A 23,767-nucleotide genomic window follows, 5' to 3' on the forward strand; every position below is an offset into this window, starting at 1 on the left:
ACGGGACACCGCGATCGCGGCACTCCCGCCGTCTTGGGGCTCCCGCCGTCTTGGGAGTCCCTACGTCTTGGGACTCCCGCCGGAACGACGGCCGTCAGGAGGAGAGGCGGGCCACGATCTGCGGCCCGAGCTCCGTGACGTCGCCCGCGCCCATGGTGAGCACGATGTCGCCGGGCCGCGCCCGTTCGGCCACCAGCGCGGGCACCGTGGCCCGGTCGGGCGCGTACACGACCCGCTCGGGAGGCAGCGCCACCCGCCCGGCCACCATCGCCCCCGAGACCCCCGGCTCGGGGTCCTCGCGGGCCCCGTAGACGTCGAGCACGATGGCCTCGTCGGCCAGCCCGAGCGCCGCGCCGAACTCGTCGGCGAAGAAGCGGGTGCGGGAGTAGAGGTGCGGCTGGAAGATCGCGATGACCCGGCCGTCGCCGGAGTAGGAGGCGACCACGTCGCGGGCGGCCTTCAGGTCGGCGGCCAGCTCCGTCGGGTGGTGGGCGTAGCTGTCGAAGACCGCGATGCCGCCGGCCTCTCCCTTGGCCTCGAAGCGCCGCTTGGCCCCCGTGAAGGCGCCGAGGCCCTGCCTGATCTCCTCGAACGGCAGCCCCAGCTCGTCGGCCACGGCGATCACCGCGGTGGCGTTGAGCGCGTTGTGCGCGCCGGGGACGGCCAGCCGGACGTCGCCCCGGCCCTCGATGTCGAAGACCGTGCCGAACCCGTCCGGCCTGATCCCGCTCACGCGGTAGTCCTCGCCCTGGACGCCGTACGTCTTGACCCGCAGCCCCCGCTCGCGCGCCCGGCCGGCCAGCTCGGCCGCGCCCGGGTCGTCGGCACAGGTGATGAGGAGCGAGCCGACCCGGTCGGCGAACCTGGTGAAGCTGTCGTGCACGGCCCGCGGGTCGCCGTAGTTGTCGAGGTGGTCGGCCTCGACGTTGGTCACCACGGCGATGTCGGGCGCCAGCATGAGGAAGGAGCCGTCGCTCTCGTCGGCCTCGGCCACGAACACCTGCCCCTGGCCGTCGTCGGCGCCGAGCCCGGTGGTGACGAGCTGGCCGCCCACGCAGTAAGAGGGGTCGGCCCCGCACTTCTGCAGCGCCACGGTCAGCATCGAGGTGGTGGTCGTCTTGCCGTGGGTGCCCGCGATGGCGACGGCGGTGCGCCCGGCCATGACGGAGGCCAGCGCGGCGGCCCGCGGGATGATCCGCAGCCCCTGCTTGAGCGCCTCGCCCAGCTCGGGGTTGGAGTCGCGGATGGCGGTCGAGACGACCACGGTGTCGACGTCCTTCACGTGCGAGGCGGCGTGGCCGATGTGGATGGTGGCGCCCAGCTCGCGCAGCTCGGTGATCAGCTCGGAGCTGCGCGCGTCGCTGCCCGACACCCGCACGCCGCGTTTGAGCAGGATGCGGGCGATGCCCGACATGCCCGCGCCGCCGATGCCGATGAAGTGCACCCGCCCCAGGTCCGCTACGGCGACGGGATCGACCAGCTTGACGAGACTCATCGGGCTATCTCCAACACTTTCCTGGCGAGCATGATATCGGCGTCCTTGCGTCCCAGTCTGGACGCCGCCTCGGACATGGCGGCGACCCGCTCGGGGTCGCGGAGGATGGGGAGCACGTTGTGGATGATCCATTCGGGTGACAGGTCGGCGTCGTCGACCGTCAGGCCGCCGCCGCCCTGGACGATGCGCCCGGAGTTGATGGCCTGCTCGCCGTTGCCGTGCGGCAGCGGCACGTACGCGGCGGGCAGGCCGACCGCGGTCAGCTCCGCGCACGTCAGCGCGCCGGCGCGGCACAACACGAAGTCGGCGGCCGCGTAGGCGAGGTCCATGCGGTCGACGTAGGGCAGCAGCACGTACTGCGGGTCGCCCGGCGGGGGCTCGTGCGCGACGGTGTTGTTCGGGCCGAGCACGTGGAGCACCTGAACCCCCGCCCTGCGCAGCACGGGGGCGGCGCCGAGCGCGGCCTCGTTGAGCGACCTGGCCCCCTGGGAGCCGCCGAACACCAGCAGCGTCGGCCGGTCGTTCTCCAGCCCGAACCAGGAGCGCGCCTTGTCGCCCATGGACAGCCGGTCGAGGTTGACGATCTCGCGGCGGATCGGGGTGCCGAGGTATTCGGCCTTGGGCAGCGTGGTGTCGGGGAAGCCGCTGAAGACGTGGTCGGTGAGCCGGGCGCCGAGCCGGTTGGCCAGCCCGGGGCGGGGATTGGCCTCGTGCACGACGATCGGCAGGCCGCGCCGCTTGGCCGCCAGGTAGGCGGGGGTCGCGACGTAGCCGCCGAAGCCGACGAGGATGTCGGCCTGGACCCGGTCGAGTATGGCGGCCGCCGCGTTGATCGCCCCGGCCAGTCTCCCCGGCACGGTGAGCAGGCTCGGGGTGATCGCCCTTGGCAGCGGCACGGCCGGCACCAGCTCCAGCTCGTAGCCCCTGGCGGGGACGAGCCGGGTCTCCAGGCCGCGTTCGGTGCCCATGCAGGTGATGCCGACGCCCTGGTCAAGATGGCGCAGCGCGTCCGCAAGGGCCAGCGCGGGCTCGATGTGCCCGGCCGTCCCCCCACCGGCGAGGACCACCCTCATCTCGGTCACTCCCTAACGTGTCGCTCGGCGTCTGGTCGTACCCCCCAGGCCAAGCCAGCTTAGAGCCCGGGCGGCCGGTCCGGGGCCACGAGCTGCCAAGGCCTCTCGCGCGCCCGGCTCGCGTTTGGCGAACGACAGCAGCATGCCGAGCGCGGCGAGCGTGGGCAGCAGCGATGAGCCGCCGTACGAGACCAGCGGGAGGGGGATGCCGGTGATCGGCAGCACGCCGAGCACGGCGCCCATGTTGACGGTCGCCTGGCCGACGATCCAGGCCACCATGGCGGCGGCGGCGAGCCTGGTGAAGGCGTCGTTGACCCGGACGGCGACCCGCAGCCCCGCGTAGCCGAGCATCCCGAACAGCGCCACCACCATCAGCGTGCCCATGAGCCCGAGCTCCTCGCCGAGGATGGCGAAGATGAAGTCGCTCTCGCCGTGCGGCAGCCAGCTCCACTTCTGCCGGCTCGCGCCGAGCCCGAGCCCGAACCAGCCGCCCGAGCCCATCGCGATCTGCCCCTGCACGGCCTGGTATCCGGCGTTCTGGGCGTCGGCCCACGGGTTCAGATAGGCCCCGATGCGGGCCATCCGGTACGGCTCCACCTTGATCATGATGACCGCGGCGAGCACCGCCAGCCCCATGATGCCGCCGAACAGCTTCAGCGGCGCCCCCACCACCCACAGCAGCGCCAGGAAGATCATGAACAGCACCAGCGTGGTGCCCAGGTCGCGGCCGAGCATGACCATGACGGCCAGGATCGCGGTGCCGGGCATGAGCGGGATCAGCATCTGCCGCCACTCGATGCGGCCCTGCCGTACCCGCCTGGCCAGCAGGTCGGCCCCCCACAGCACGAGCCCGAGCTTGGCCGGCTCGGACGGCTGGAGCGTGAACGGGCCGACGTAGATCCACCGCTGCGCGCCCAGCTCGGACGAGCCGATGAAGAGCACCATGACCAGCGCCAGGATCGACAGCGCCATCATGGGATAGCCGGCCCACCGGAAGAACTTGACCGGCAGGCGCGAGCAGGCCCACATCACCGGCACGCCCACCGCGGCTGACAGCGACTGCTTGATGAACCACGTGAACGGGCTGCCGAACTTCTGCAGCGCCTCGACGCTGGAGGCCGACAGCACCATCATCAGCCCGAGCGCGAGCAGCAGCGCGCTGCACATGATGATCAGGTAGTACGTGGTCAGCGGCTTGTCGAGCAGCTCCTTCAGCGCGCCGAGCTGCTCGCGCGCCCAGCTGCCCGGCCCCTCGACGGCGCGCGGCTCCTCAGCGCTCGCGCTCACGTCGCAGCCTCAGCTCGCGTACGGCGCGGGCGAAGGCCTCCCCCCGCGCTGGATAGCCGGCGAACATGTCAAGCGAGGCCCCCGCCGGGGAGAGCAGCACGGTGTCCCCGGGCGAGGCCAGCCGGGCGGCTTCGGTGACGACTCTTTCCATCGCACCAGTGTCCCGATCGGCGATGTCCACGACGGGGACATTCGGCGCGTGTCGCGCGATGGCTTGCGCGATCGCCGCGCGATCGGCGCCCAGCAGCACCGCGCCGCGCAGCCTGGGGGCCGCCTGGCGCACCAGCTCGTCGACGTCGGCGCCCTTGAGCTGGCCGCCCGCCACCCACACGATCGACTGGTACGAGGCCAACGCCGCGGCGGCGGCGTGCGGATTGGTCGCCTTGGAGTCGTCGATGTAGTCGACCTCGCCCACTCTGTCCACGTGCGAGAGCCGGTGGGGGTCGGGCACGAAGTCCCGCAGGCCCTGGCGTACCGCCTCGGAGGGCACGCCGAGAGAGCGGGCCAGGGCGGCGGCGGCCAGCGCGTTGGCCACGTTGTGCGGCGCGAAGGGGCGTATGTCCTCCAGCGTCGCCAGCTCCTCGGCCGCCTCCACGGGGTCGGCCACGAACGCCCGGTCGACCAGCAGGTCCTCCACCACGCCGATCTCCCCGCGCCTGGGCACCCGCAGCGTGAACCCGACCGCGCCCGGATAGGGCGCGGCCAGCCTCGTGGCCTCGGGGTCGTCGGCGTTGTAGATCACGTGCTGGGCCCGCTCGTAGATGCGGCCCTTGGCGGCGGCGTACTCCTCCATGGAGCCGTGCCAGTCCAGGTGGTCGGGGGCCACGTTGAGGATGGCCGCGGCGTGCGGGGCCAGCGTGCTGGACCAGTGGAGCTGGAAGCTGGACAGCTCGACGGCCAGCGCGTCGTACGGCTCGGCGACGGCCCGCACGACGGGGACGCCCACGTTCCCGACGGCCAGGGCCTTGCGGCCGGCGGCGAGCAGGATCGAGGTCAGCATGCGTACGGCGGTGGTCTTGCCGTTGGTGCCGGTCAGCGCGAGCCACGGGGCCGCCTGCGCGGGCCGCAGCCGCCAGGCGAGCTCGACCTCGCCCACCACCTCGACGCCCGCCTCCAGCGCGGCGGCGATCAGCGGGTGGTGCGGCGCCCAGCCGGTGGTGACCAGTCGCGTCGCCCCTTCCGGCACCTCCATCGCCCCGAAGCGGGTCTCCACCCCCACGGCGGCCAGCTCGGCGGCCGCGGCGAGCTGCCGCTCGCCCTCGACCGCCTCCACGACCACGACGCGCTCGCCGCGCTCGGCCAGGACCTTCGCGACGGCGGTGCCGGAGACGCCGAGCCCGGCCACACACGTCACGCTCATGGGCGCGGCATCCACTCGATGTAGAACAGCCCCAGCCCGAGAGCCGAGCAGAGCATCGCGATCAGCCAGAACCGGACCACGATCGTGGTCTCCGCCCAGCCCTTCAGCTCGAAGTGGTGCTGCAGCGGGGCCATCCTGAACACCCGTTTCCCGGTCATCTTGAAGGATCCGACCTGGATGATCACCGACAGCGTGATGATCACGCACAGGCCGGCGAGGATGATCAGCAGGAGCTGGGTGCGGGTGGCGATGGCCAGCCCGGCCAGCACGCCGCCGAGGGCCAGCGAGCCGGTGTCGCCCATGAAGATGCGCGCGGGCGGGGCGTTCCACCACAGGAACCCGATCAGCGCCCCCAGCACGGCCGAGGCCACCACGGCCAGGTCGAGCGGGTCGCGCACCCAGTAGCAGTTGGGGCCGAGCTGGTCGATGCAGTTGTTGCGGAGCTGCCAGTTGCCGATCAGCACGTACGCGGCGAGCACGACGCCGGTCGCGCCACTCGCGAGGCCGTCGAGCCCGTCGGTGAGGTTCACCGCGTTGGAGAACCCGACGATCATGAAGAGCACCCAGATGGTGAACCCGACGATGCCGATCGACGGGCCGATGTCCCGCAGGAACGACACCCGGGTCTCGGCGGGGGTGATGCCGTAGACGTTCGGCTGGCGGACCACCAGGAACGCGAAGACCGCGCCGATGACGAGCTGGCCGAGCGCCTTGGCGCCGCTGCGGAGGCCGAGGCTGCGCTGCTTGTAGATCTTGATGAAGTCGTCGAGGAAGCCGACCGCGCCGAGCCCCGTCATCAGGAACAGCACCAGCATGCCCGACACGGTGGGCGCGGCGAAGGTGGCCAGATGGGAGGCGCCGTAGGCGAGCAGCGCGGCCAGCACGAACACGATGCCGCCCATCGTGGGGGTGCCCCGCTTGCCGAGGTGGGCCTGCACGCCCTCCTCGCGGATCTCCTGGCCGTAGCCGCGCCGCGAGAACAGCCTGATCGCCAGCGGGGTGCCCAGCATCGAGAGGATCAGGCCCACAGCGCCGGCGATGATGATCTCGGTCACTGGGCGGCACCTCCGAGCAGCAGCTCGGCCGTCCGTTCCAGTCCCATGGCTCTCGGTCCCTTCACCAGCACCGCGTCCCCCGGACGCAACCACCCGGCCAGCTCGGCCGCGGCCGCCTCGGCATCGGGCACGTGCACAATTCGCATCGTCTGCGCAGGATACGCGGCCCCCGCACCGGCCGGCCCCCCGACCGGGGCTCCCCCTGCGGGCCCTCCTGCCACCACGGGCTGACCGGGTACGGGACCACCCACGGGCGGCTGCCCGGGTACAGGAGCGCCCACCGGCGGCTGCCCAGGTGCCACCGCACCCGCCGGGCCCTGCCATCCGTGCGGCGCGCCGCCACCCTGCGGGCCGCCTTGCTGCTCCGGTGCGGCTGCCTGCCACCCCTGCGGTGTGCCGCCGCCATCCGGCGCGTGCCGGCCCTGCGGCGCCCCATGCTCCGGAACGGGCCCATGCCAGCCCTGGGGCCCGCCCTCGTGAGGGGCGGGGGGCTGCGGCGCGCTCGGCGCTCCTGCGAGGCCCTGAGGCCCTGAGGGGGCCTGTGGTCCGGAGGCGTGGGGCCCTGAGACATGCGGTCCCGACGCCTGAGGCCCCGAAACCTGAGGTCCCGAGACGTGCGGTCCCGACGCCTGAGGCGCCGAAGCCTGCGGTCCCGACGGGTGCGGTCCCGACGGGTGCGGTCCGGGGGCCGGTGGGAGGCCGGTGGTGGCCTGGGCGGCCGCCTGGGCGTCCAGGGAGGCCTGGGCCGCCGCCAGCGCCTCCGCCGCGGCCGCCCGCGCGCCCTCCAGCACGGGCTCCGCGTCAGGGCCTGCCACGATCAGCCCGGCCAGCCCGGAGCCGCCGGCCAGCCGGCCCAGCTCCGCGTTGAGCGCCGGCCCGTCCTCGCCCAGCTCCCGCAGCGCCGCGATGACGGCGAAGCGCCGCCGCCCCCGCCCCAGCACCGCGAACGCCTCGAAGGCGGCCCGCATCGAGTCCGGGTTGGCGTTGTACGCGTCGTTGACGACCGTCACCCCGTCGGCCCGGTCCGTGACCTCCATCCGCCACCGGCTGCGCGGCGTGGCCTCCGACAGCTCCTCGGCGATGGTGGCCACGGGCAGGCCCAGCTCGTAGGCGGCGGCCGCGGCGGCGAGGGCGTTCTCGACCGCGTGCTCCCCGTACAGCTTGAGCGACACGGGCGCGTCCCCCGAGGGCGTGCGGAGTGTGAACGAGGCCCTCCCCCGGGCGTCGACCGAGAGGTTCTCGGCCCGGATGGAGGCGGACTCGGCGCGCCCGAAGTACGTGACGCGCGCCTCGGTGCGCGAGGCCATGGCCCGCACCAGCGGGTCGTCGGCGTTCAGCACGGCCACGCCGGTGCGCGGCAGCGACTCCACCAGCTCGCCCTTGGCCTTGGCGATGGCCTCCTTGCCGCCGAACACGCCGAGGTGCGCGGTGCCGACGTTGAGGACCACGCCGATCTGCGGCGGCGCGATGCGGGTCAGCTCCTTGATGTGGCCGATGTTGCGCGCGGCGAGCTCCAGCACCATGAAGCGGGTGTCGTGATCGGCCCGCAGCACGGTCAGCGGGTGGCCGAGCTCGTTGTTGAAGCTGCCGACGGGGGCGATGGTGGATCCCACCCGGGCGGTCAGCCTGGCCAGGAGGTCCTTGGTCGTCGTCTTGCCCGCCGAGCCGGTCACGCCGATCACGGTGACCTTGGGCAGCGCGGCCACCTGGGCGGCGGCCAGCTCGGCCAGCGCAGCGGCGGCGTCGGGCACGATCACCGAGGGGACGTCGACCGGCCGGGTCGCCAGCACGGCGACGGCTCCGGCCCGCATCGCCTGCGCCACGTAGTCGTGACCGTCCACCCGCGCGCCCCTGAGGGCGACGAAGAGCGATCCCGGTTCGACGGCCCGCGAGTCGATCACGACGGGCCCGCGCACGACGGCGCGGGGATCGGCCATGCCCGACAGGGCGCCCGAGGTTATCTCGGCGATCCTGGCCAGAGGCAACGGGATCATCAGTGCTTCCTGCTTTCCGTGCTTTCCTTGCGTGCGGCGATCGACTCGGCGACGACCTCGCGGTCGTCGAACGGGATCACCTCGCCTGAAACGTACTGGCCCTGCTCGTGACCCTTACCGGCCACGACGATCACGTCGCCGCGTCCGGCCCGGGCGATCGCCAGGCCGATGGCGGCCGCGCGGTCGGGCTCAATGATCACATGAGCGCGGTCGTGCTGCGGAACGCGGAGCGCTCCCTCCATCATCGTCGCGAGAATGGCGAGCGGATCCTCCGAGCGCGGATTGTCGCTCGTGAAAACCGCCACGTCCGCCAGGCGAGCGGCGAGTTCGCCCATGATAGGCCGTTTGCCCTTGTCGCGGTCACCGCCGCAGCCCAGCACGATCGTCAGCGTGCCCGCCGTGACGGAGCGCAGCGAGCGCAGCACCGACTCGACGGCGCCGGGTTTGTGCGAGTAGTCCACGACGGCCTGGAACTCGTCCTCCGCGCTCGTGATCCGCTGCATGCGCCCGGGCACGCCGGTGAGCATGCCGACGCCGTGCACGGCGGTCTGCAGCGGCACGCCGGCCTCGACCAGAGTGACGATGGCGCCGAGCGCGTTGGCGACGTTGAACGGGCCGGGCAGCGAGATCTGCGCGTCCGCCTCGACCCCGCCGGGACCGACCACCCTGAACGCGCTGCCGTCCGCGCCGAGCCGGGCGTCGAGAGCCCGCCAGCCGGCCTCCGGGTCGCCCAGCGCCGAGAACGTGGTCATCGGCACCTTGGCCAGGCCGAGCAGCTCCCGCCCGTAGCGGTCGTCGATGTTGGTCACGCCGATCCGGCTCAGCTCCGGCTGGAACAGCCGCGCCTTGGTCGCGAAGTAGTCGTCGAAGTCCTTGTGGAAGTCGAGGTGGTCCTGGGAGAGGTTGGTGAACAGGGCGACGTCGTAGTAGACCCCGTCGACCCTGCCGAGCGCGAGCGCGTGGCTGGAGACCTCCATGGCGGCCGCGCTGACGCCCTCCTCGCGCATCAGGGCGAACAGGCCGTGCAGCTCCGACGCCTCCGGCGTGGTGAGCGTGGGCTGGAAGCGCAGGTCGCCCGCGCGGATCTCGACGCCGCCCACCAGGCCCGTCGTGTGGCCGGCGGCCCGCAGGCCGGCCTCGATCATGAACGTGGTGGTGGACTTGCCGCTGGTGCCGGTGACGCCGAGGACCTGGATGTCGTGGGCCGGCTGCCCGTACACCCAGGAGGAGACCTGCCCGAGCAGGGCGCGCGGGTCGGGCACGACGAGCACGGGCAGCCCGGTCGCGACGGCGGCGTCGCGGCCCTCCCGGTCGGTGAGCACGGCCACGGCCCCCTTCGCCATCGCGTCGGCGGCGAAGGCGGCGCCGTGGGCCTGCTTACCCGGCAGGGCCACGTAGAGGTCTCCGCGCCTGACGTTGCGGGAGTCGATGGTGACGCCGGTCAGGGCGGCATGAGGCGACCGTGCCGAGCCTGAGTCGGCATCGAGCATGGTCGCGAGCCCGGTCAGCGGACGGGGCGGACTGGTCGTGGGACGCATAGACGACGGGGGACGCACGGCGAGAGCGTACCTTCCCTGCTCACTGTCCCGCGCGCATCCGCACCGGAGGCGCGGTGGAGCCTGTGGGAGGAATCTTCTTGCTCTTGATGGCGAACGTCATCACATCCTTGAACACGGGGGCCGCCAGCTGCCCGCCGAAGTGTCCGTTCTTCGGGTTCTGCAGCACCGACAGCACCACCAGCCGGGGCTGGTCGGCGGGCGCGAACCCGACGAACGAGGCCGTGTACCCCTCGTAACGGCCGAGCTTGGCATCGTAGCGGTTGGCCGTGCCGGTCTTGCCCGCCACCCGGTAACCGGGGATGGCCGCGAGCAGTCCGGTGCCCTCCGCGCTCACCGCGCTCTCCAGCATGGTCGTGATCTCCTTGGCCGTCGTCGCGCTCACCACTTTGGTCTGCTTACCTGCTGGAGCGGGAACGAACCTGCCGGACGTGTCCGTCGTACCGGCGACGATCTGCGGCTCGACCTTGACGCCGCCGTTGGCGATGGTCTGGTAGACGCTGGCCATCTGCAGCGCGGTCACCGACACGCCCTGCCCGTAGGCGACGGTGCAGTTCTGGCTGCCCGACCAGCTCTTGTAATCGGGCAGCAGGCCCGCCTCGGCGCTCGGCACGCCGCCGCCGGGCGTCGAGCCGAACCCGAACGCCTTCAGCATCCGGTAGAGGCGCTCGCTGCCGACCTTGCGCGCGGCCATGATCGTGGCCACATTGCTGGACTCGGCCACGGCCTGCCGGAACGTCATCGACTCGGCCTTGTGCGCATGGGCGTCGCGCAGCACCTGGTCGGCGCACTTGATCCGGTCCGGGACCTGGAAGACCGTGTCGGGCGTCACCTCGCCCGCCTCGATCGCGGCGGCCGCCGTGATCACCTTGTTGGTGCTGCCCGGCTCGAACACGTCGGCGGCGGCCTTGTTGATGTAGCTGGTGGCGGGGGCCTTGCGCCAGTTGTTCAGGTCGAGCTCGGGGGCGTTGGCCATGGCGATGATCTGGGCGGTCCGCACGTCCATGACGATCACGGTGCCGCTGTCGGCGCCGGCCTTCTTGACCTGCTCGGTGATGGACTCCTGGGCGGCCCACTGGATGTCGCGGTCGATGGTCAGCCGTACGTCCTGCCCGTTCACGGGGGCGGTGCGCTGGCTGCTGGTCATCGGGATGCGCAGGCCGTCGCGGCCGGTCTCGACGCGCTGTTCGCCGTCGCGGCCGGCCAGCAGCTTGTTCTTGGCCTGCTCCATGCCGCCGAGGCCGTCGCCGTCGTCGCCGACGAACCCGATCAGGGTGCCCGCCAGATCGCCTGCCGGGTAGAGCCTGCGGTACGTCTTCTTCGCGGCCAGCGCGGGCACGCGGGCCTGCAGCAGGCGGCTGGCCACGACGGGGTCGACGTCGGTGGCCAGGCGCTGGTAGCGGGTGTTCGTCCTGGCCAGCTTGGCGGAGATCTCCTGCTCGGTCTTCCCGAGCTGCTGCGCCAGGAGCTTGGTCCACTTCGCGCGATCCTGCGGGAGGATCTTGGACGGGTCGATCGACAGCTCGCGGGCCTCGACGGTGACGGCCAGCCCGTGGCCGTTGACGTCGGTGATCGAGCCGCGCTTGGCGGGGATCTGCTCGGTGTGCGTACGCTGGTCCACCGCCGCGGCCTCGTACACCTTGGAGTCGAGACCCTGCATCTGGATCAGCCGCCCGGCGAAGATCGACAGCACGAACGTCATGCCGATCAGGCCGATGTTGATGCGCCTGCGCGGGTTGCCCAGCCGCAGCACGAGCGGCGGCCTGGGCGGTCGCGGCGGCGGCCGGCGCGGGCCTCGGGGTGGCGGCACGTCCGCGCCGCGGCGCGCCTCCGCCCGCTCACGGCCCCGTACGGCCTCCGGCCTGGCCTGCGGCCTGGGGCTGCCCGCCTGGGTACGCCGCGCCCCTTCCTCCCTGCTCCGGCTCCGGACGTCGTCCTCCGGCCTGCCGCGGCGCGAGGGGTCGTCGTCGTGCCGGCCGCGCGCCCGCTCGTCACGCCCCTGATCGCGCCCCCGGAGCCGATCAACGTCATCGCGTCCTTGGGCGGCACGCCCCCTGGGCCGCTCGCCCTCGTCCCGGCCCTGCCCGGCACGCCCCCTGGGGCGCTCACGCTCATCCTGGCCCTGCCCCGCACGCCCCCTCGGGCGCTCACGCTCATCCTGGCCCTGCCCCGCACGCCCTCGGGGACCGTCGCCTTCGTCCCCGCCTTGCCCGGCACGCCCGCTGGGGCGCCCGTCGCCGCGGACCCGCCCCGCACCGTTCCGTGGACGGTCGTCCTCGCCGCCGCGCACGCTGCGGCTTCTCGGGCGGTCCTCCTCGTCGCCGCCGCGCAGGCTGCTGCTCCTCGGGCGGTCGTCCTCGTCGTGCGGGCGCCTGCGGGTACCTCGGTCCGCCTCCCCGCGCGAGCGGGCGCGCGGCACGTCGCCGCGGGAACGGCCCGCCTCACCACGGGAACGGCCCGCGGCACCGCCCTCCCGGCCCGCCGCACCGCCCTCCCGGCCCGCGGCGCCGCCCTGCCGGCCGCGGTCCTGGCCGCCTTGGCGCGCGCCACCGGAGTCACCAGAACGCGAGCGGCCGGGACGGCCCTGGCCCGCACTGCCGCCGCGCTCGGCGTCGTCACGCGGCGAGCGCGTACGGGGAGAGCGCCCACGCGGATCATCGCCGGAATCACGCGGAGAGCGACCACGCGGGTCACCACCGGAATCACGCGGAGAACGCCCACGCGAGTCACCACCGGAATCACGCGGAGAGCGACCACGCGAGTCACCACCGGAATCGCGCGACGGACGCGCCCGGGGCTCGTCGTCGTGGCCGAACGGCAGGTCGAGAGGGTCCTGCGGGCGCTTGCGCGGCTGGCGCGGCGGGTTCTCCGCCGATCCCGGACGGCCGGTACCCTCGGAGCGCCCCCCGTCAGAACGGGAAGAGCCCCCCTGACGCCCCGACCGCCCAGGACCGCCGGGCGTACGACGAGCGGCGCCGGGCCCTCCTTGAGAGCCGGCGCCGCCAGCGCCGCGGCCGGGACCCTGACCCCTGCCGCCTGAATCCCTCACCGTCCCGTGTCCGCCTGGCCGGCCGGAGCGTCATCGCCGCTATAGCTGTTGACCTTGTCCCAGTCGCGGTGCTGGCCCTGGCTCTCGGCCAGGCGGCCGAGGTTCTCCGGCTGCATCTTGAACTGGTAGTTCTGGTCGATCTTCTCCTTCTCCTGCTTCGCCACCGCGATCTCGTCGCGCAGCTTGGCGTCGGTGATGGCGTCCTTGGCGAGCATGGTGTTGAGCAGCAGCAGGCTCACCAGGCCGCCGCAGAGCAGCCCCACGACGAGCAGCACGAACGGCGCGCGCTGCCGGCGGGCGGGGCGCCGTCGCGGCGCCGGCCGCCTGACCTGCGCGTCCGCCGAGCCGGGCCGCGTCCCCGCGGCGGGACGCACGCGTTCGGTGACGGGCCGCTTCGCGCCGACGTCCGTACGCGTCCGCGGCGAGGCGGTCGGGGCGTCCGTACGCACGCGCGCGCCGCCCGTCCGCGCCCGCTCGGCCGCGGCGGACCCCTTGCCGTCGAGGTCGAGGCGCGCCCGTTCGGCGGCCGACAGCTTGCTCTCGACGTCAGGACGGGGCCGCGGCTTGGACTGGTGCGGCGCCCCGAGCCGGCGCGTGCCCGTCTTGGGCCCGGGCTTGAGCGTCGCGCGGCGGCCGGGCGCGTCCCGGCCGGTCTCCTGCTCAGTCGTCAACACGGATCCTCTCTGCCGCCCGTAGCCGGGCCGAGGCCGCCCGCGGGTTGCGGGCGAGCTCTTCTTCGCTTGGGAGCTCAGCTCCCCTCGTCAGCAGGCGGAACCTCGGCTGGTGAGCCGGCAATGAGACGGGCAGCCCGGGGGGGCTGGTGTCCCTGGTTCGCGCCGTGAGGGCCTGCTTGGTGAGCCGGTCCTCCAGTGAGTGGTAGGAGAGCACGACGACTCGCCCACCGAGCGCCAGCGCGTCGAGTGCCGCGGGGAGCGCCGCCTCCAGGGCGGACAGCTCCGCGTTCACCTCGATGCGCAGCGCTTGGAAAGTCCTCTTGGCGGGGTTTCCCCCGGTGCGCCGGGTCGCGGCGGGAATCGCCTCGCGCACGATGTCCGCAAGCCGCTTGGTCGAGGTTATTGCCTCTTTAGCCCGTTCCTTAATGATCAGGGCCGCGACACGCGGGGCGAATCGTTCCTCGCCGTAGTCACGCAGGATGCGGGTCAGCTCCGCGGCGGAGTAGGTGTTGACCACTTTCTCCGCCGTCAGCTCCTGCTCCGTGTCCATCCGCATGTCGAGCGGCGCGTCGTAGGAGTAGGCGAACCCCCGCTCGGCCTCGTCGAGCTGCGGCGAGGAGACCCCCAGGTCGAACAGCACCCCGTTGACCGTGGTGCGGCCCGCGCGGGCGAGCACCTCGGCCAGGTCGCCGGAGGACGCGTGGACCAGGGTGATCCTCTCCGCGTACGGGCTCAGCCTGCGGGTCGAGTGGTCGATCGCGAATGGGTCGCGGTCGATCCCGATCAGATGGAGCGCGGGAAACGCGGCGAGCAGGGCCTCCGAGTGGCCACCGAGACCGAGGTTGGCGTCGACGACGACCGGTGAGGCACCCGTCAGCGCGGGACCGAGCAGCTCCAGAACGCGCTCGAGCATCACCGGAACGTGGCCACCCGTGCCAGCGTTGTCGTGCATCTCCAACCCCCCTCTCGCGCCCTTGCTCGCGGATGACGCGTACAGATCGATCGCCGGTCACTCCAAAGTCCCCACCCGGCGCCGCCCGGCCAGGTCCCCATCCGCACCCTCTTCGTGGACGCCCGCCATCTGACACCGGGGAAGGTGCATCAGCTGGCAAGCAGTGGTTGCGGGTGGAGACCTCGCCGAACGACAGCACCGACGGATCGACCGTGACTTCTACAAGATCCCTGGCAGCACCTCCTCCGACAGATCGGCGAACGCCTGCTCCTGCGCGCTGAGATAGGTGTCCCAGGCCTGCGCGTCCCAGATCTCCAGCCGGGTGTTGGCCCCGATGACGACGCAGTCACGTTCCAGCCCCGCGTACTGGCGAAGGCTCTGCGGGATCGTGATGCGGCCCTGCTTGTCCGGTTTCTCGTCGGACGCGCTGGCGAAGAAGACGCGGCTGTAGTCACGCACCGCCTTGGCGGTGACCGGGGCGGTGCTGAGAGCCTCGGTAATGCGCTGGAACTCCTCCACGGGAAAGACGTAGAGGCATCGCTCCTGGCCTTTGGTGATCACAAGACCCTCCGCCAGCTCCTCACGGTACTTAGCCGGCAGGAACAGCCGTCCCTTGTCGTCCAGACGCGGTTGATGGGTGCCGAGGAACACCGGCCCCACCTCCCGTGCCTCGTGAAGCGCTCAGCGCTGGTGCACCGGGCCCTCCACTGCGCACCACCATACTCCACTTCTCCCCACCGTCAACTGATTCGAACGGTCTTCATCATCGGTTTCCGTTGCGTTACCGCAGGTCAGAGCGATGGAGCGGGGTGGGGTGCGGTGACCGGCCGGTCAACCCTCATGGGCGTGTCGAGAGTTCAAATGAGCGCGGAAATAGGGGCGCGGCCCCTTCGCGAGGCCTTCGGTGGGGGAAAGTGGGGCGCCCCGAGGGGGGCGTGTCACGGGATTCGCACCGCTATGCGACAAGAACGAGAACGTCAGCGGGGTTCCCTGGAATATCCACAAATGTCGCCCGCGAACCCACAGCGTCGTAGGGTCGTACACACAATGGAAAAGGAATGGCATGGCTCCCGCAATGGCACAGTACGGGACAGCCGTCGCACTTCTCTCATGGAGGCCCGGTGGCAGTTACCCATGATGTCCCTCCCCAGCTCGACGAGCTGGTCTCCACGGCTCACCGGATTCGCAGCGCGATCGAATCGGTGATCGAGGGCAAGAGCGACGCCGTACGCCTCACTCTCACCGTCCTGCTCGCGGAGGGCCACCTCCTGATCGAGGACGTGCCAGGGGTCGGCAAGACCATGCTGGCCAAGGCGCTCGCGCGCTCCATCGACTGCCCCGTGCGCCGCGTGCAGTTCACCCCCGACCTGTTGCCCAGCGACATCACCGGGGTCAGCGCGTACAACCAGCAGACCAGGGAGTTCGAGTTCAAGCCCGGCCCGGTGTTCGCGAACATCGTGGTGGGTGACGAGATCAACCGCGCCTCCCCCAAGACGCAGTCCGCATTGCTGGAGTGCATGGAGGAGCACCAGGTGACCGTGGACGGGGTGACGTACGAACTGGACTCGCCCTTCATGGTGATCGCCACGCAGAACCCCATCGAGATGGAGGGTACCTATCCCCTCCCCGAGGCGCAGCGCGACCGCTTCACCGCGCGCGTCGCGATGGGCTACCCCGAGCCGCACGCCGAGCTCGAGATGCTGGACGTGCACGGCGGCACCTCGCCGCTGGACAAGCTGGAGCCGGTGGCGACGACGGCCGAGGTGCGCGCCCTGATCGAGGCCGTACGCGGCATCTACGTCTCCCAGGCGGTCAAGAAGTACGCCATCGACCTCGTCGTGGCCACCCGCCACTCCCCCGACCTGCGGCTGGGCGCCTCGCCCCGGTCCACCCTTCAGCTGGTACGGGCCGCCAGGGCGCACGCGGCGCTGGCCGGCCGCGACTACGTCATCCCCGACGACCTGCAGGACCTGGCCATCCCCGTGCTCGCGCACCGGCTGCTCCCAAGCGTCGAGGCCCAGGGGCAGCGCCGCCTGCCCGAACAGGTGGTGACCGACCTCATCAGGCGCGTGCCGGTGCCGGAGACGCGAGGCCGTTGATGCATGTGAGTGAGGCCCGGTGAGGGCTGGGCTGCGGGCGCTGACCTCCAGGGGCAGGTCGTTCCTCGCCTCCGGCATCGCGGCGCTGCTGATGGCGTTCTTCCTGGGAGAGAACGACCTGTTCAGGATCGGCGTGCTGGTGACGGCGCTGCCGCTGCTCGCGGCCATGGTGGTGGCGCGCACGCGCTACCGGCTGAGCTGCGCCAGGCGCCTCGACCCGCCCAGGGCGGAGGTGGGCGGCGAGGCCACCGTGACCCTGCGGCTGGAGAACGTCACCAGGCTGCCGACCGGTCTGCTGCTCATCGAGGACACCGTTCCGTACGCGCTGGGCGTGCGGCCGCGGTTCGTGCTGGACCGGGTCGAGTCCCGGGGCGTCCGGGAGATCGACTACCGGGTGCGCTCGGACCTGCGCGGCCGCTACACGATCGGCCCGCTGTCGGTCCGCATCGCCGACCCGTTCGGGCTCGTCGAGCTGACCCGCTCGTTCACGATCAGCGACACGCTCGTGGTGACGCCCCACGTGGCGGCGCTGCCCCACGTACAGCTGTCGGGCGAGTGGACGGGCGGCGGCGACAGCCGTACCAGGAGCGTGGCGGCGGCCGGAGACGACGACGTGGCGCCGCGCGAATACCGGCAGGGCGACGACCTGCGGCGGGTCCACTGGCGCTCGACGGCCCGCCACGGCGAGCTGATGGTACGCCGCGAGGAGCAGCAGTGGCAGAGCCGCGGCGCGCTCCTGCTGGACAGCCGCAGGTACGCGCACCGCGGCGAGGGCCCGCGCTCGTCGTTCGAGGTGGCGGTCTCGGCCGCGGCCTCGATCGGCGTGCACCTCGCCCATGAGGGCCTCGGCCTGCGGCTGGTGACCGACCAGGGCGCCGAGCACCTGACGGACACCGGCCTGAGCTGGTCGCTGCTCGACACCCTGGCCGTGATACGGCACAGCCCGGCCCGCTCGCTGGAGATGGGCGTCTCGGCCCTGCGCCAGGGCGGCGGCGACGGGCTGATCGTGGCCGTGCTCGGCGATCTCGATCCGGAGGAGGCAAGGGAGCTGGCCAGGTTGAGGCACAGCGGCATCACGGGGGTGGCGGTCCTGCTCGACGTGAGCACGTGGGACGCCGGCGACCGGACGGCCGCGGAGAACCACCAGGCTGTCCAGACGATCCTGGCCGGGTACGGCTGGCGCATCGTGCGGCTGCCCGCGGGCACCTCGATCGCCTCTGTCTGGCAGCACGCCGCCAACCGCGGCAGGTACGCGCTCAACCCGGGAGGCGCGGCATGAGGCTGACCTTCGCCGCCGGCGTGGCCACGTTCGCCGCCGCGCTCATGCTCTACCCGCTCTTCCAGGGCGGCGCCTGGTTCTGGACGTCGCTGGGCGCCGTGCTCACCGTGATGGCAGCGGGCCTGCTGAGCAGCCGGCTGTCGCTGCCCGCGTGGGCGGCGCCGCCGGCCGCGCTGGTCGCGACGTGGATCTACCTGACCGTGGTCTTCGCCGCCGGCAAGGCGTGGGTGCTGGTGATCCCCACCAAGGCGTCGGTGGCGGAGCTGGGCAGGCTGCTGGGCGTCGGCTGGGCCGACATCCAGCGCTTCGCCGCTCCGGTGCCGCAGACGGACGGCATCACGCTGCTGACCGCGGCCGGCGTGGCGCTGATCGCGATCGCCGTGGACCTGCTGGCCGCGCGGCTGCGCAGGGCGGCGCTCGCCGGGCTGCCGCTGCTGGCCCTGGCCACCGTGCCGGCGACGATCCTGCCGGATCCGATCAGCTGGCCCGCGTTCATTCTGGCGGCGCTCGGGTTCATCAGCCTGCTGATCGCCGACGGCCGCGAGCGGGTGGGCCACTGGGGCAAGGCGGTGCTGGTACGGCGGACGCGCGCGGCCACCTCGCAGCCCGCCACGCGCAACGGGGCGGACACCAACGGCCTGCGGCTGTCGGGCAAGCGCATCGGGTTCGCCGCGATCGCGCTGGCCGTGGGGGTGCCGGCGCTGCTGCCGGCCATGGAGCCGGTGTCGTTCTTCACGTTCGGCGTGGGCGGCACGGGCCCGGGCAAGGGGAACTCGATCAGCATCCCCAACCCGGTCGCGTTCCTGAAGGGCCAGCTGGACCTTCCGGAACGGCGGGTGGTCCTCACCTACACCAACAACGACGACAAACCCCGCTACCTGCGGATCTACGCGCTCGACACGTTCGACGGCCAGCAGTTCGGCATGACCGATCCGAAGGGAGCGGTGCAGAACAGGACGGACAACGGCCCGCTCCCCGCGCCGCCAGGCCTGGGCCCGCAGGCGAAGATCGGCAACGTGGTCACGAAGATCCAGATCAGCGACGAGATCACGAAACTGCAGTTCCTGCCGCTGCCGTACCCGCCCAGGGAGATCCAGGCGGACGGCGACTGGCGGGCCGACGTGGACACGCTCATGGTCTTCTCCACCCGCGACGAGGCCGCGGGCCTGGACTACCAGGTGGCCACGAGCGAGCCGCAGCCGACGCCGGAGCTGCTGGAATCGCTCGGCGGGACCCGGCCGACCACCGACCCCCGCTACCTGAAGCTGCCGGACAACCTGCCTCCCGAGATCGCCAAGCTGGCCTCCGACCTGACCGCGGACGCCAAGACGGACTACGACGCGGCGGTGAAGCTGCAGCAGTTCTTCACCAAGGACGGCGGCTTCACCTACAACCTGCGCACGCAGGGGCAGAGCAACTCGGCGCTGCGGGACTTCCTGCTGCGTGACCGGGTCGGCTACTGCGAGCAGTTCGCCGCGTCGATGGCGGTGCTGGCCAGGCTGGTGGGCATCCCGTCGAGGGTGGCCATCGGCTACACGGGCGGCACCAAGGTCGGCGACCGGTGGCAGGTCGGCACGAACGACTCCCACTCCTGGCCGGAGCTGTATTTCGAGGGCGTGGGCTGGCTGCCGTTCGAGCCGACCCCCGCGGGGTCGCTCGGGCAGGGCAGTGCGCGCGTGCCCGAGTACACCCAGCCCAGGCCGCGCTCCACGGGCGAGGCCGCGACGCCGACGCCGGGCGCGACCAGCTCGTCCGCGGACGAGCCCGTCGCACCGCAGACCCGGCGCAACCCGCGGGAGCTGGACCGCGAGGGCGTGGTCGCCACCGGCGGGCTGCCGCCGGACGACTCCATGCCGCTGATCGCCAAGATCGGCATCGGCGCGGGGGCGCTGCTCCTGCTCCTGCTGATCCCCGCCGGTCTGCGGGTGCTCACCAGGAACCGGCGCGTACGCACCCTGAGCTGGAAGGTGTCGGCCCCCACCGACGAGCTGACGTCCGCGCTGGCCGCGGACGCCTCGGGTCCCGATCCGGCGGTCCCCCCGTCCGTGGCCGCGTCCGTGGCCGCCGGGTGGGCGGAGCTGGACGACGTGCTGTACGACTACGGCATGGCCCGCCGGCCCAGCGAGACACCGCGGGCGCTGGCGCGGCGGCTGGCCCAGCAGTACGAGTTCGACGCGGAGTCGGCGGCGGCCGTCGCGGCCATCGCCTCGGCGGTGGAGCGGGTGCTGTTCGCCCGGGATCCCGGGGAGATCGGGCCCATGCGCAAGGACCTGCGCAAGGTGCGCCAGGCCCTGGCGGCCACGGTGTCACGCGGGCGGCGGGTGCGGGCGGTGCTGCTGCCGCCGTCGACGCTGCGGCGGCTGCGGGCCTTGGGAGAGCGGCTGCTCGACGGGTTCGACCTGCTGGAGAACATCAGGCTGCGGCGGACGGCGGCCCAGAAGGGCTCCTGACCGGCGCGTCCGGCCGTTCCCCGGAGGAGGGGGAGCGGCCGGATCGGTCGGCCTGCAACGCTCCGGGCCGGTCGCCCTCAGGACACCACAGCCGGGGGACGGCTGGGCCGGTCGGGCTCCGGCACGACGGCAGGACGGAAGGGGACAGGGGCCGGTCAGGGCTCATCCCATACGACGGCCGCCCGGACGGGTGCCGGGCGGCTCGGCCGGATCAGCGGTCAGCGGTCAGCGGTCGTCGTGGCGACGGCGCCAGCGCTCTTCCATGCGCTCCATGAAGGTGCCCCGGTTACGGCGGGCCTGCTTGCCCGACGGGGTGCCCGTGCCGGAGGAGGGAGGGGAGTCACCGAACCCATTCATGCGTTTCCAACTGGACAGGCCCCACAGACACGCGGCGAGCATGACCACGAAACCGCCGACGCCGAGCGGGATCAGCGCACTGCCACTTATCACCACGCCGACCATCATGACGACGACGCCGAGAGCAAAGCCGATGGAGGCCCTGATCAGGCGACGCTTGTAATGGGTGCGCGGGTCACTGATCCTTACGGTGTTGGCCCACTTCGGGTCCTCGGCGTAGAGGGCCTGCTCGATCTGGTCGAGCAAGCGCTGCTCGTGCTCAGAGAGCGGCACGGCGCCTCCCAAGGACGGCCCCAGGACGGGGAAGACGGCAACGGACGACACGGGGTGTCCGAACCTCGCGGTCGGTTATCCCCAGAATACGAGGCTGTAGACGTAGGCGAAAGCAAACGTCCAACGCAGACCAAACCGGAGGTGTCGTCATGGCTCCATTGTGACCCATCTCGCCCCCTTTCCCCCAAAATCGCCACACTTAAGCCCCCAGCAAATCCGGACATCGGCGTCATGTCTCTGCTTCATCAAGCTTGCCACGTACGAGCGATGCCGGGACCACCGCATCGGGCCCGAATCTCCGGATCGCGCGGTCCATCGCCTGCTCGGCCTCGCGCCAGCCGGTCTCCCGCTCCCCGAGGCTGAGCTGCCGGGTGGCCTCCCCCGCCGGCCGGAGGTTCTCCATCCGGACCCCGACCAGGCGCAGCCGTACGCGCTGGAGGCCAGCCGCCTCGAACAGCTCGCAGGCTGTGACGTATATCACCTGAGCCACGTCGGTCGGCTCGCGCAGCGTGCGCGAGCGGTTGATCGTGGTGAAGTCGGCTCGACGTAGCTTCACACTTACAGTCCTTCCCACGTGGCCGCCCTTACGCATCCTGGCGGCCACCCTCTCGGAAAGGCGCAGCAACTCCCGCTTGATCACCTCGGGATCGTCCACGTCGACCGCGAACGTCTCCTCGTTGCCGATGCTCTTGTCGGGCACGTGGGCGCTCACCGGCCGCTCGTCGCGGCCCCACGCCAGCGCCGCCAGGTGGCCGCCCACGGCCTGGCCGAGCTCGCGCTGGAGGGTGGCGGGCGGCACTCTGGCCAGGTCGCCGACGGTGCGGATGCCGAGGCGCACGAGGGACTGCTCGGTGCGCTCGCCGACGCCCCACAGCGCCGACACGGGCAGCGGGTGGAGGAAGTCCACGACCTGGTCGGCGGGCACCACCAGGAGCCCGTCGGGCTTGCACTGCTTGGAGGCCAGCTTCGCCACGAACTTGCTGCTCGCCACGCCGACCGAGCACGTGATGCCGTAGCGTTCGAGGACCTGCTCCCTGATCATGGCGGCGATGGCGGCGGGCGGGCCGAGCCTGCGCCTGGCGCCCCCGACGTCGAGGAAGGCCTCGTCGGACGCGATGGGCTCCACCAGCGGGGTGATCGCGTGGAAGATCTCCATGACGCCCTTGGAGACCTCGGAGTATTTGCCGTGACTGGGCGGGATGACCGTGGCCTGCGGGCAGAGCCTGCGCGCCCTGCTCATCGGCATCGCGGAGTGCACGCCGTGGGCCCTGGCCTCGTACGTGGCGCTGAGCACGACGCCACGCCCGGCGGGCGAGCCCACGATCACCGGGCGGCCGCGCAGCTCCGGGCGGTCGAGCAGCTCGACGCTGGCGAAGAAGGCGTCCATGTCGACATGGAGGATCGGGCAGCCGCTGTCATCGGCCCCGGTACGCGGAGCGGGGCCGATGCCGGTGATCTGCTTGCGGGACACGCGTCGATTCTATCCGAACAGACGTTCTAAAGCCTATGACCGAGCACGTGCAGCTGTGTGGCGATGTCCCTCAGCACGGGGTGGGTGGCGGCGGCCTGTTCGAGCGCGACGAGCGCCTCGGCCGCGCCGGGCTCGCCGTCGACGAGCCTGCTCGGCACCAGGTCGGCGAAGACCCGGACGCCGTGGACGGCGCCCACGGAGAACCCGGTGGCGCTCAGCAGCTCGGCGAGCGCCTGCGCGGCGAAGCGCCGCGGCGTGGGATCGCGGTCGCCCCACGTGCCCTCGGGATCGCCCAGCACGGCCCGCGCCTCGTCGAACTGGCCGGCGAGCGCCCGGTGGATGGCGCTGGCGACGGGGTTGGCGGCCAGCACGCTCACGGCGCCGCCCCTGCGCAGCACGCCGGCGACGGCGGTCAGCGCGCTGATCGGGTCTTCGACGTATTCGAGCACGCTGTGGCACAGGACCAGGTCGGCGCTGTCGCGGCTGAGCAGCTCGCCCAGGCCGTCGGCGTCGCCCTGCAGGGCGCGTACGCCCACGCCCTTCTCCTTGGCGCGGCGCTCGAGCGCGGCCAGCGAGTCGGGGCTCGGATCGACGACGGTGACGGTGTGGCCGAGCGCGGCCAGCGGCACGGCGAATCCCCCGGTGCCGCCCCCTGCGTCGACGATGTCGAGCGCATCGCGACCGGTCGCCGCCGCCCGCTCGGTCAGCACGGACCGCAACGCGTCCCAGACGACGGCGGTCCGCACCGCCGGGGTCCTCGTGGCGCCTTCAGCACGCAACGTCGGCTCGCCTCCCTCTCCCCTCGCGACGGAGGCCCGGCGCCTGGCCGTCGCGAAACGCGCACCCCGCGAACTGCTTCTTCGCGGACGGGGCCCAGCCTACGCGGTACGCCGGTCCCCTGCTTCCTGCCTGCCCACACCCGCGCCCGGCCGAACCCTCCACCCATCGAGGGTTGGAGGGCGCGGGGGTCAGGCGTCGAAAGCGGCCGCCAGCCGCGTCGGGGCCCGCAGCCGCCACGCGTCCGTCAACAGCTCACCCAGCTCCTCGGCGTCCACCGCCCCGAACCGCACCAGCACCGTGGCGGAGCCGTCGTAGTGCGGCGTCGTGAAGAACGTGCCAGGTTCGGCCGCGACCAGCCCGGCCTTCTCCTCCTCGGAGCCCACCGGCAGCACCAGCACGTCGCCCTCGTCCCTGATCCGGGCGAACCATTTGCCGCGCACGTAGAAGGCGGGCGTGCCGTACATGGTCTTCTCAAGGGCCTCGGGCAGCGCCAGCGCGAGCCGGCGCACGTCGTCCTCGGTCACCATGCCCCTACGATACGCACCGCGGGAAGGGCGGAAAGG

The 23,767-nt window shown here is 72.3% G+C and carries 18 protein-coding genes and 1 pseudogene; 4 read left to right on the top strand and 15 right to left on the bottom strand.

Annotated features, from left to right (window positions below):
* Nucleotides 1-94: 94 nt before the first annotated feature.
* The 8 genes and pseudogenes from murC to AB0H84_RS05605 all read right to left on the bottom strand — a co-directional run bounded on the left by murC (nt 95) and on the right by AB0H84_RS05605 (nt 11,630).
* Nucleotides 95-1,495, bottom strand: a complete 1,401-nt coding sequence (murC, locus tag AB0H84_RS05570) for a UDP-N-acetylmuramate--L-alanine ligase (protein WP_357598562.1) — start codon at nt 1,493-1,495, stop codon at nt 95-97.
* On the bottom strand, nt 1,492-2,568 hold the full coding sequence (gene murG, locus AB0H84_RS05575) for an undecaprenyldiphospho-muramoylpentapeptide beta-N-acetylglucosaminyltransferase (RefSeq protein WP_357598565.1): 1,077 nt from the start codon (nt 2,566-2,568) through the stop codon (nt 1,492-1,494). The genes murC and murG overlap by 4 nt, the downstream gene beginning before the upstream one ends.
* Nucleotides 2,569-2,580: 12 nt before the next feature.
* On the bottom strand, nt 2,581-3,855 hold the full coding sequence (gene ftsW, locus AB0H84_RS05580; protein WP_357598568.1) for a putative lipid II flippase FtsW: 1,275 nt from the start codon (nt 3,853-3,855) through the stop codon (nt 2,581-2,583).
* Nucleotides 3,839-5,215, bottom strand: coding sequence for a UDP-N-acetylmuramoyl-L-alanine--D-glutamate ligase (gene murD / locus AB0H84_RS05585; protein WP_357598574.1), 1,377 nt, complete (start codon nt 5,213-5,215; stop codon nt 3,839-3,841). The genes ftsW and murD overlap by 17 nt, the downstream gene beginning before the upstream one ends.
* Nucleotides 5,212-6,270, bottom strand: coding sequence for a phospho-N-acetylmuramoyl-pentapeptide-transferase (gene mraY, locus AB0H84_RS05590; protein WP_357598576.1), 1,059 nt, complete (start codon nt 6,268-6,270; stop codon nt 5,212-5,214). The genes murD and mraY overlap by 4 nt, the downstream gene beginning before the upstream one ends.
* Before the next feature lie 776 nt (nt 6,271-7,046).
* Nucleotides 7,047-8,264 (bottom strand): annotated as a pseudogene (gene murF, locus AB0H84_RS05595) (UDP-N-acetylmuramoyl-tripeptide--D-alanyl-D-alanine ligase); the annotation flags it as partial.
* Nucleotides 8,264-9,802, bottom strand: a complete 1,539-nt coding sequence (locus AB0H84_RS05600) for a UDP-N-acetylmuramoyl-L-alanyl-D-glutamate--2,6-diaminopimelate ligase (protein ID WP_357598578.1) — start codon at nt 9,800-9,802, stop codon at nt 8,264-8,266. The gene AB0H84_RS05600 and the pseudogene murF, both read right to left, overlap by 1 nt.
* 40 nt (nt 9,803-9,842) lie before the next feature.
* The gene (locus AB0H84_RS05605) at nt 9,843-11,630 is read right to left on the bottom strand and encodes a penicillin-binding protein 2 (protein WP_357598581.1); all 1,788 of its coding nucleotides are present in this window, start codon (nt 11,628-11,630) and stop codon (nt 9,843-9,845) included.
* A gap of 159 nt (nt 11,631-11,789) precedes the next feature.
* On the opposite strand from AB0H84_RS05605, the gene AB0H84_RS05610 reads away from it, so the two are divergent.
* A complete protein-coding gene (locus AB0H84_RS05610) occupies nt 11,790-12,860 on the top strand; it encodes a hypothetical protein (protein ID WP_357598583.1) in 1,071 nt (356 codons plus the stop codon).
* Nucleotides 12,861-12,865: 5 nt separating this feature from the next.
* Here the strand turns inward: AB0H84_RS05610 and AB0H84_RS05615 are convergent, their stop codons facing one another.
* The 3 genes from AB0H84_RS05615 to mraZ form a co-directional block, all read right to left on the bottom strand.
* Nucleotides 12,866-13,540 (bottom strand): hypothetical protein, encoded by a 675-nt coding sequence (locus tag AB0H84_RS05615; protein WP_357598586.1) that lies wholly within the window; start codon nt 13,538-13,540, stop codon nt 12,866-12,868.
* On the bottom strand, nt 13,530-14,495 hold the full coding sequence (gene rsmH, locus AB0H84_RS05620) for a 16S rRNA (cytosine(1402)-N(4))-methyltransferase RsmH (protein ID WP_357598589.1): 966 nt from the start codon (nt 14,493-14,495) through the stop codon (nt 13,530-13,532). The genes AB0H84_RS05615 and rsmH overlap by 11 nt, the downstream gene beginning before the upstream one ends.
* 219 nt (nt 14,496-14,714) lie before the next feature.
* Nucleotides 14,715-15,146, bottom strand: a complete 432-nt coding sequence (gene mraZ / locus AB0H84_RS05625) for a division/cell wall cluster transcriptional repressor MraZ (RefSeq protein WP_090930667.1) — start codon at nt 15,144-15,146, stop codon at nt 14,715-14,717.
* Nucleotides 15,147-15,616: 470 nt separating this feature from the next.
* On the opposite strand from mraZ, the gene AB0H84_RS05630 reads away from it, so the two are divergent.
* Genes AB0H84_RS05630 through AB0H84_RS05640 form a run of 3 tightly spaced genes read left to right on the top strand, consistent with a single transcriptional unit; the run spans nt 15,617 to nt 20,323 of the window.
* The gene (locus AB0H84_RS05630) at nt 15,617-16,594 is read left to right on the top strand and encodes a MoxR family ATPase (RefSeq protein ID WP_357598592.1); all 978 of its coding nucleotides are present in this window, start codon (nt 15,617-15,619) and stop codon (nt 16,592-16,594) included.
* A gap of 19 nt (nt 16,595-16,613) precedes the next feature.
* On the top strand, nt 16,614-17,873 hold the full coding sequence (locus AB0H84_RS05635; RefSeq protein WP_357598595.1) for a DUF58 domain-containing protein: 1,260 nt from the start codon (nt 16,614-16,616) through the stop codon (nt 17,871-17,873).
* Entirely contained in the window at nt 17,870-20,323 is a 2,454-nt protein-coding gene (locus AB0H84_RS05640) for a DUF3488 and transglutaminase-like domain-containing protein (RefSeq protein WP_357598598.1), read from the top strand. Before AB0H84_RS05635 ends, AB0H84_RS05640 begins: the two co-directional genes overlap by 4 nt.
* 225 nt (nt 20,324-20,548) lie before the next feature.
* Here the strand turns inward: AB0H84_RS05640 and AB0H84_RS05645 are convergent, their stop codons facing one another.
* From AB0H84_RS05645 to AB0H84_RS05660, 4 genes are all read right to left on the bottom strand, one after another.
* The gene (locus AB0H84_RS05645; RefSeq protein ID WP_357598601.1) at nt 20,549-20,953 is read right to left on the bottom strand and encodes a DUF3040 domain-containing protein; all 405 of its coding nucleotides are present in this window, start codon (nt 20,951-20,953) and stop codon (nt 20,549-20,551) included.
* 229 nt (nt 20,954-21,182) lie between these two features.
* Nucleotides 21,183-22,424 carry a DNA polymerase IV gene (gene dinB, locus AB0H84_RS05650; protein ID WP_357598603.1) on the bottom strand — a complete coding sequence of 414 codons (1,242 nt, stop codon included), beginning with the start codon at nt 22,422-22,424 and terminating at the stop codon, nt 21,183-21,185.
* 26 nt (nt 22,425-22,450) lie between these two features.
* Nucleotides 22,451-23,203: a methyltransferase domain-containing protein gene (locus AB0H84_RS05655; protein WP_357598606.1), complete on the bottom strand. Its 753-nt coding sequence runs from the start codon at nt 23,201-23,203 to the stop codon at nt 22,451-22,453.
* A gap of 189 nt (nt 23,204-23,392) precedes the next feature.
* On the bottom strand, nt 23,393-23,731 hold the full coding sequence (locus AB0H84_RS05660; RefSeq protein WP_357598609.1) for an MmcQ/YjbR family DNA-binding protein: 339 nt from the start codon (nt 23,729-23,731) through the stop codon (nt 23,393-23,395).
* Nucleotides 23,732-23,767 lie beyond the last annotated feature (36 nt).

Source organism: Nonomuraea sp. NPDC050786 (assembly GCF_040654115.1).
Classification (GTDB): domain Bacteria; phylum Actinomycetota; class Actinomycetes; order Streptosporangiales; family Streptosporangiaceae; genus Nonomuraea.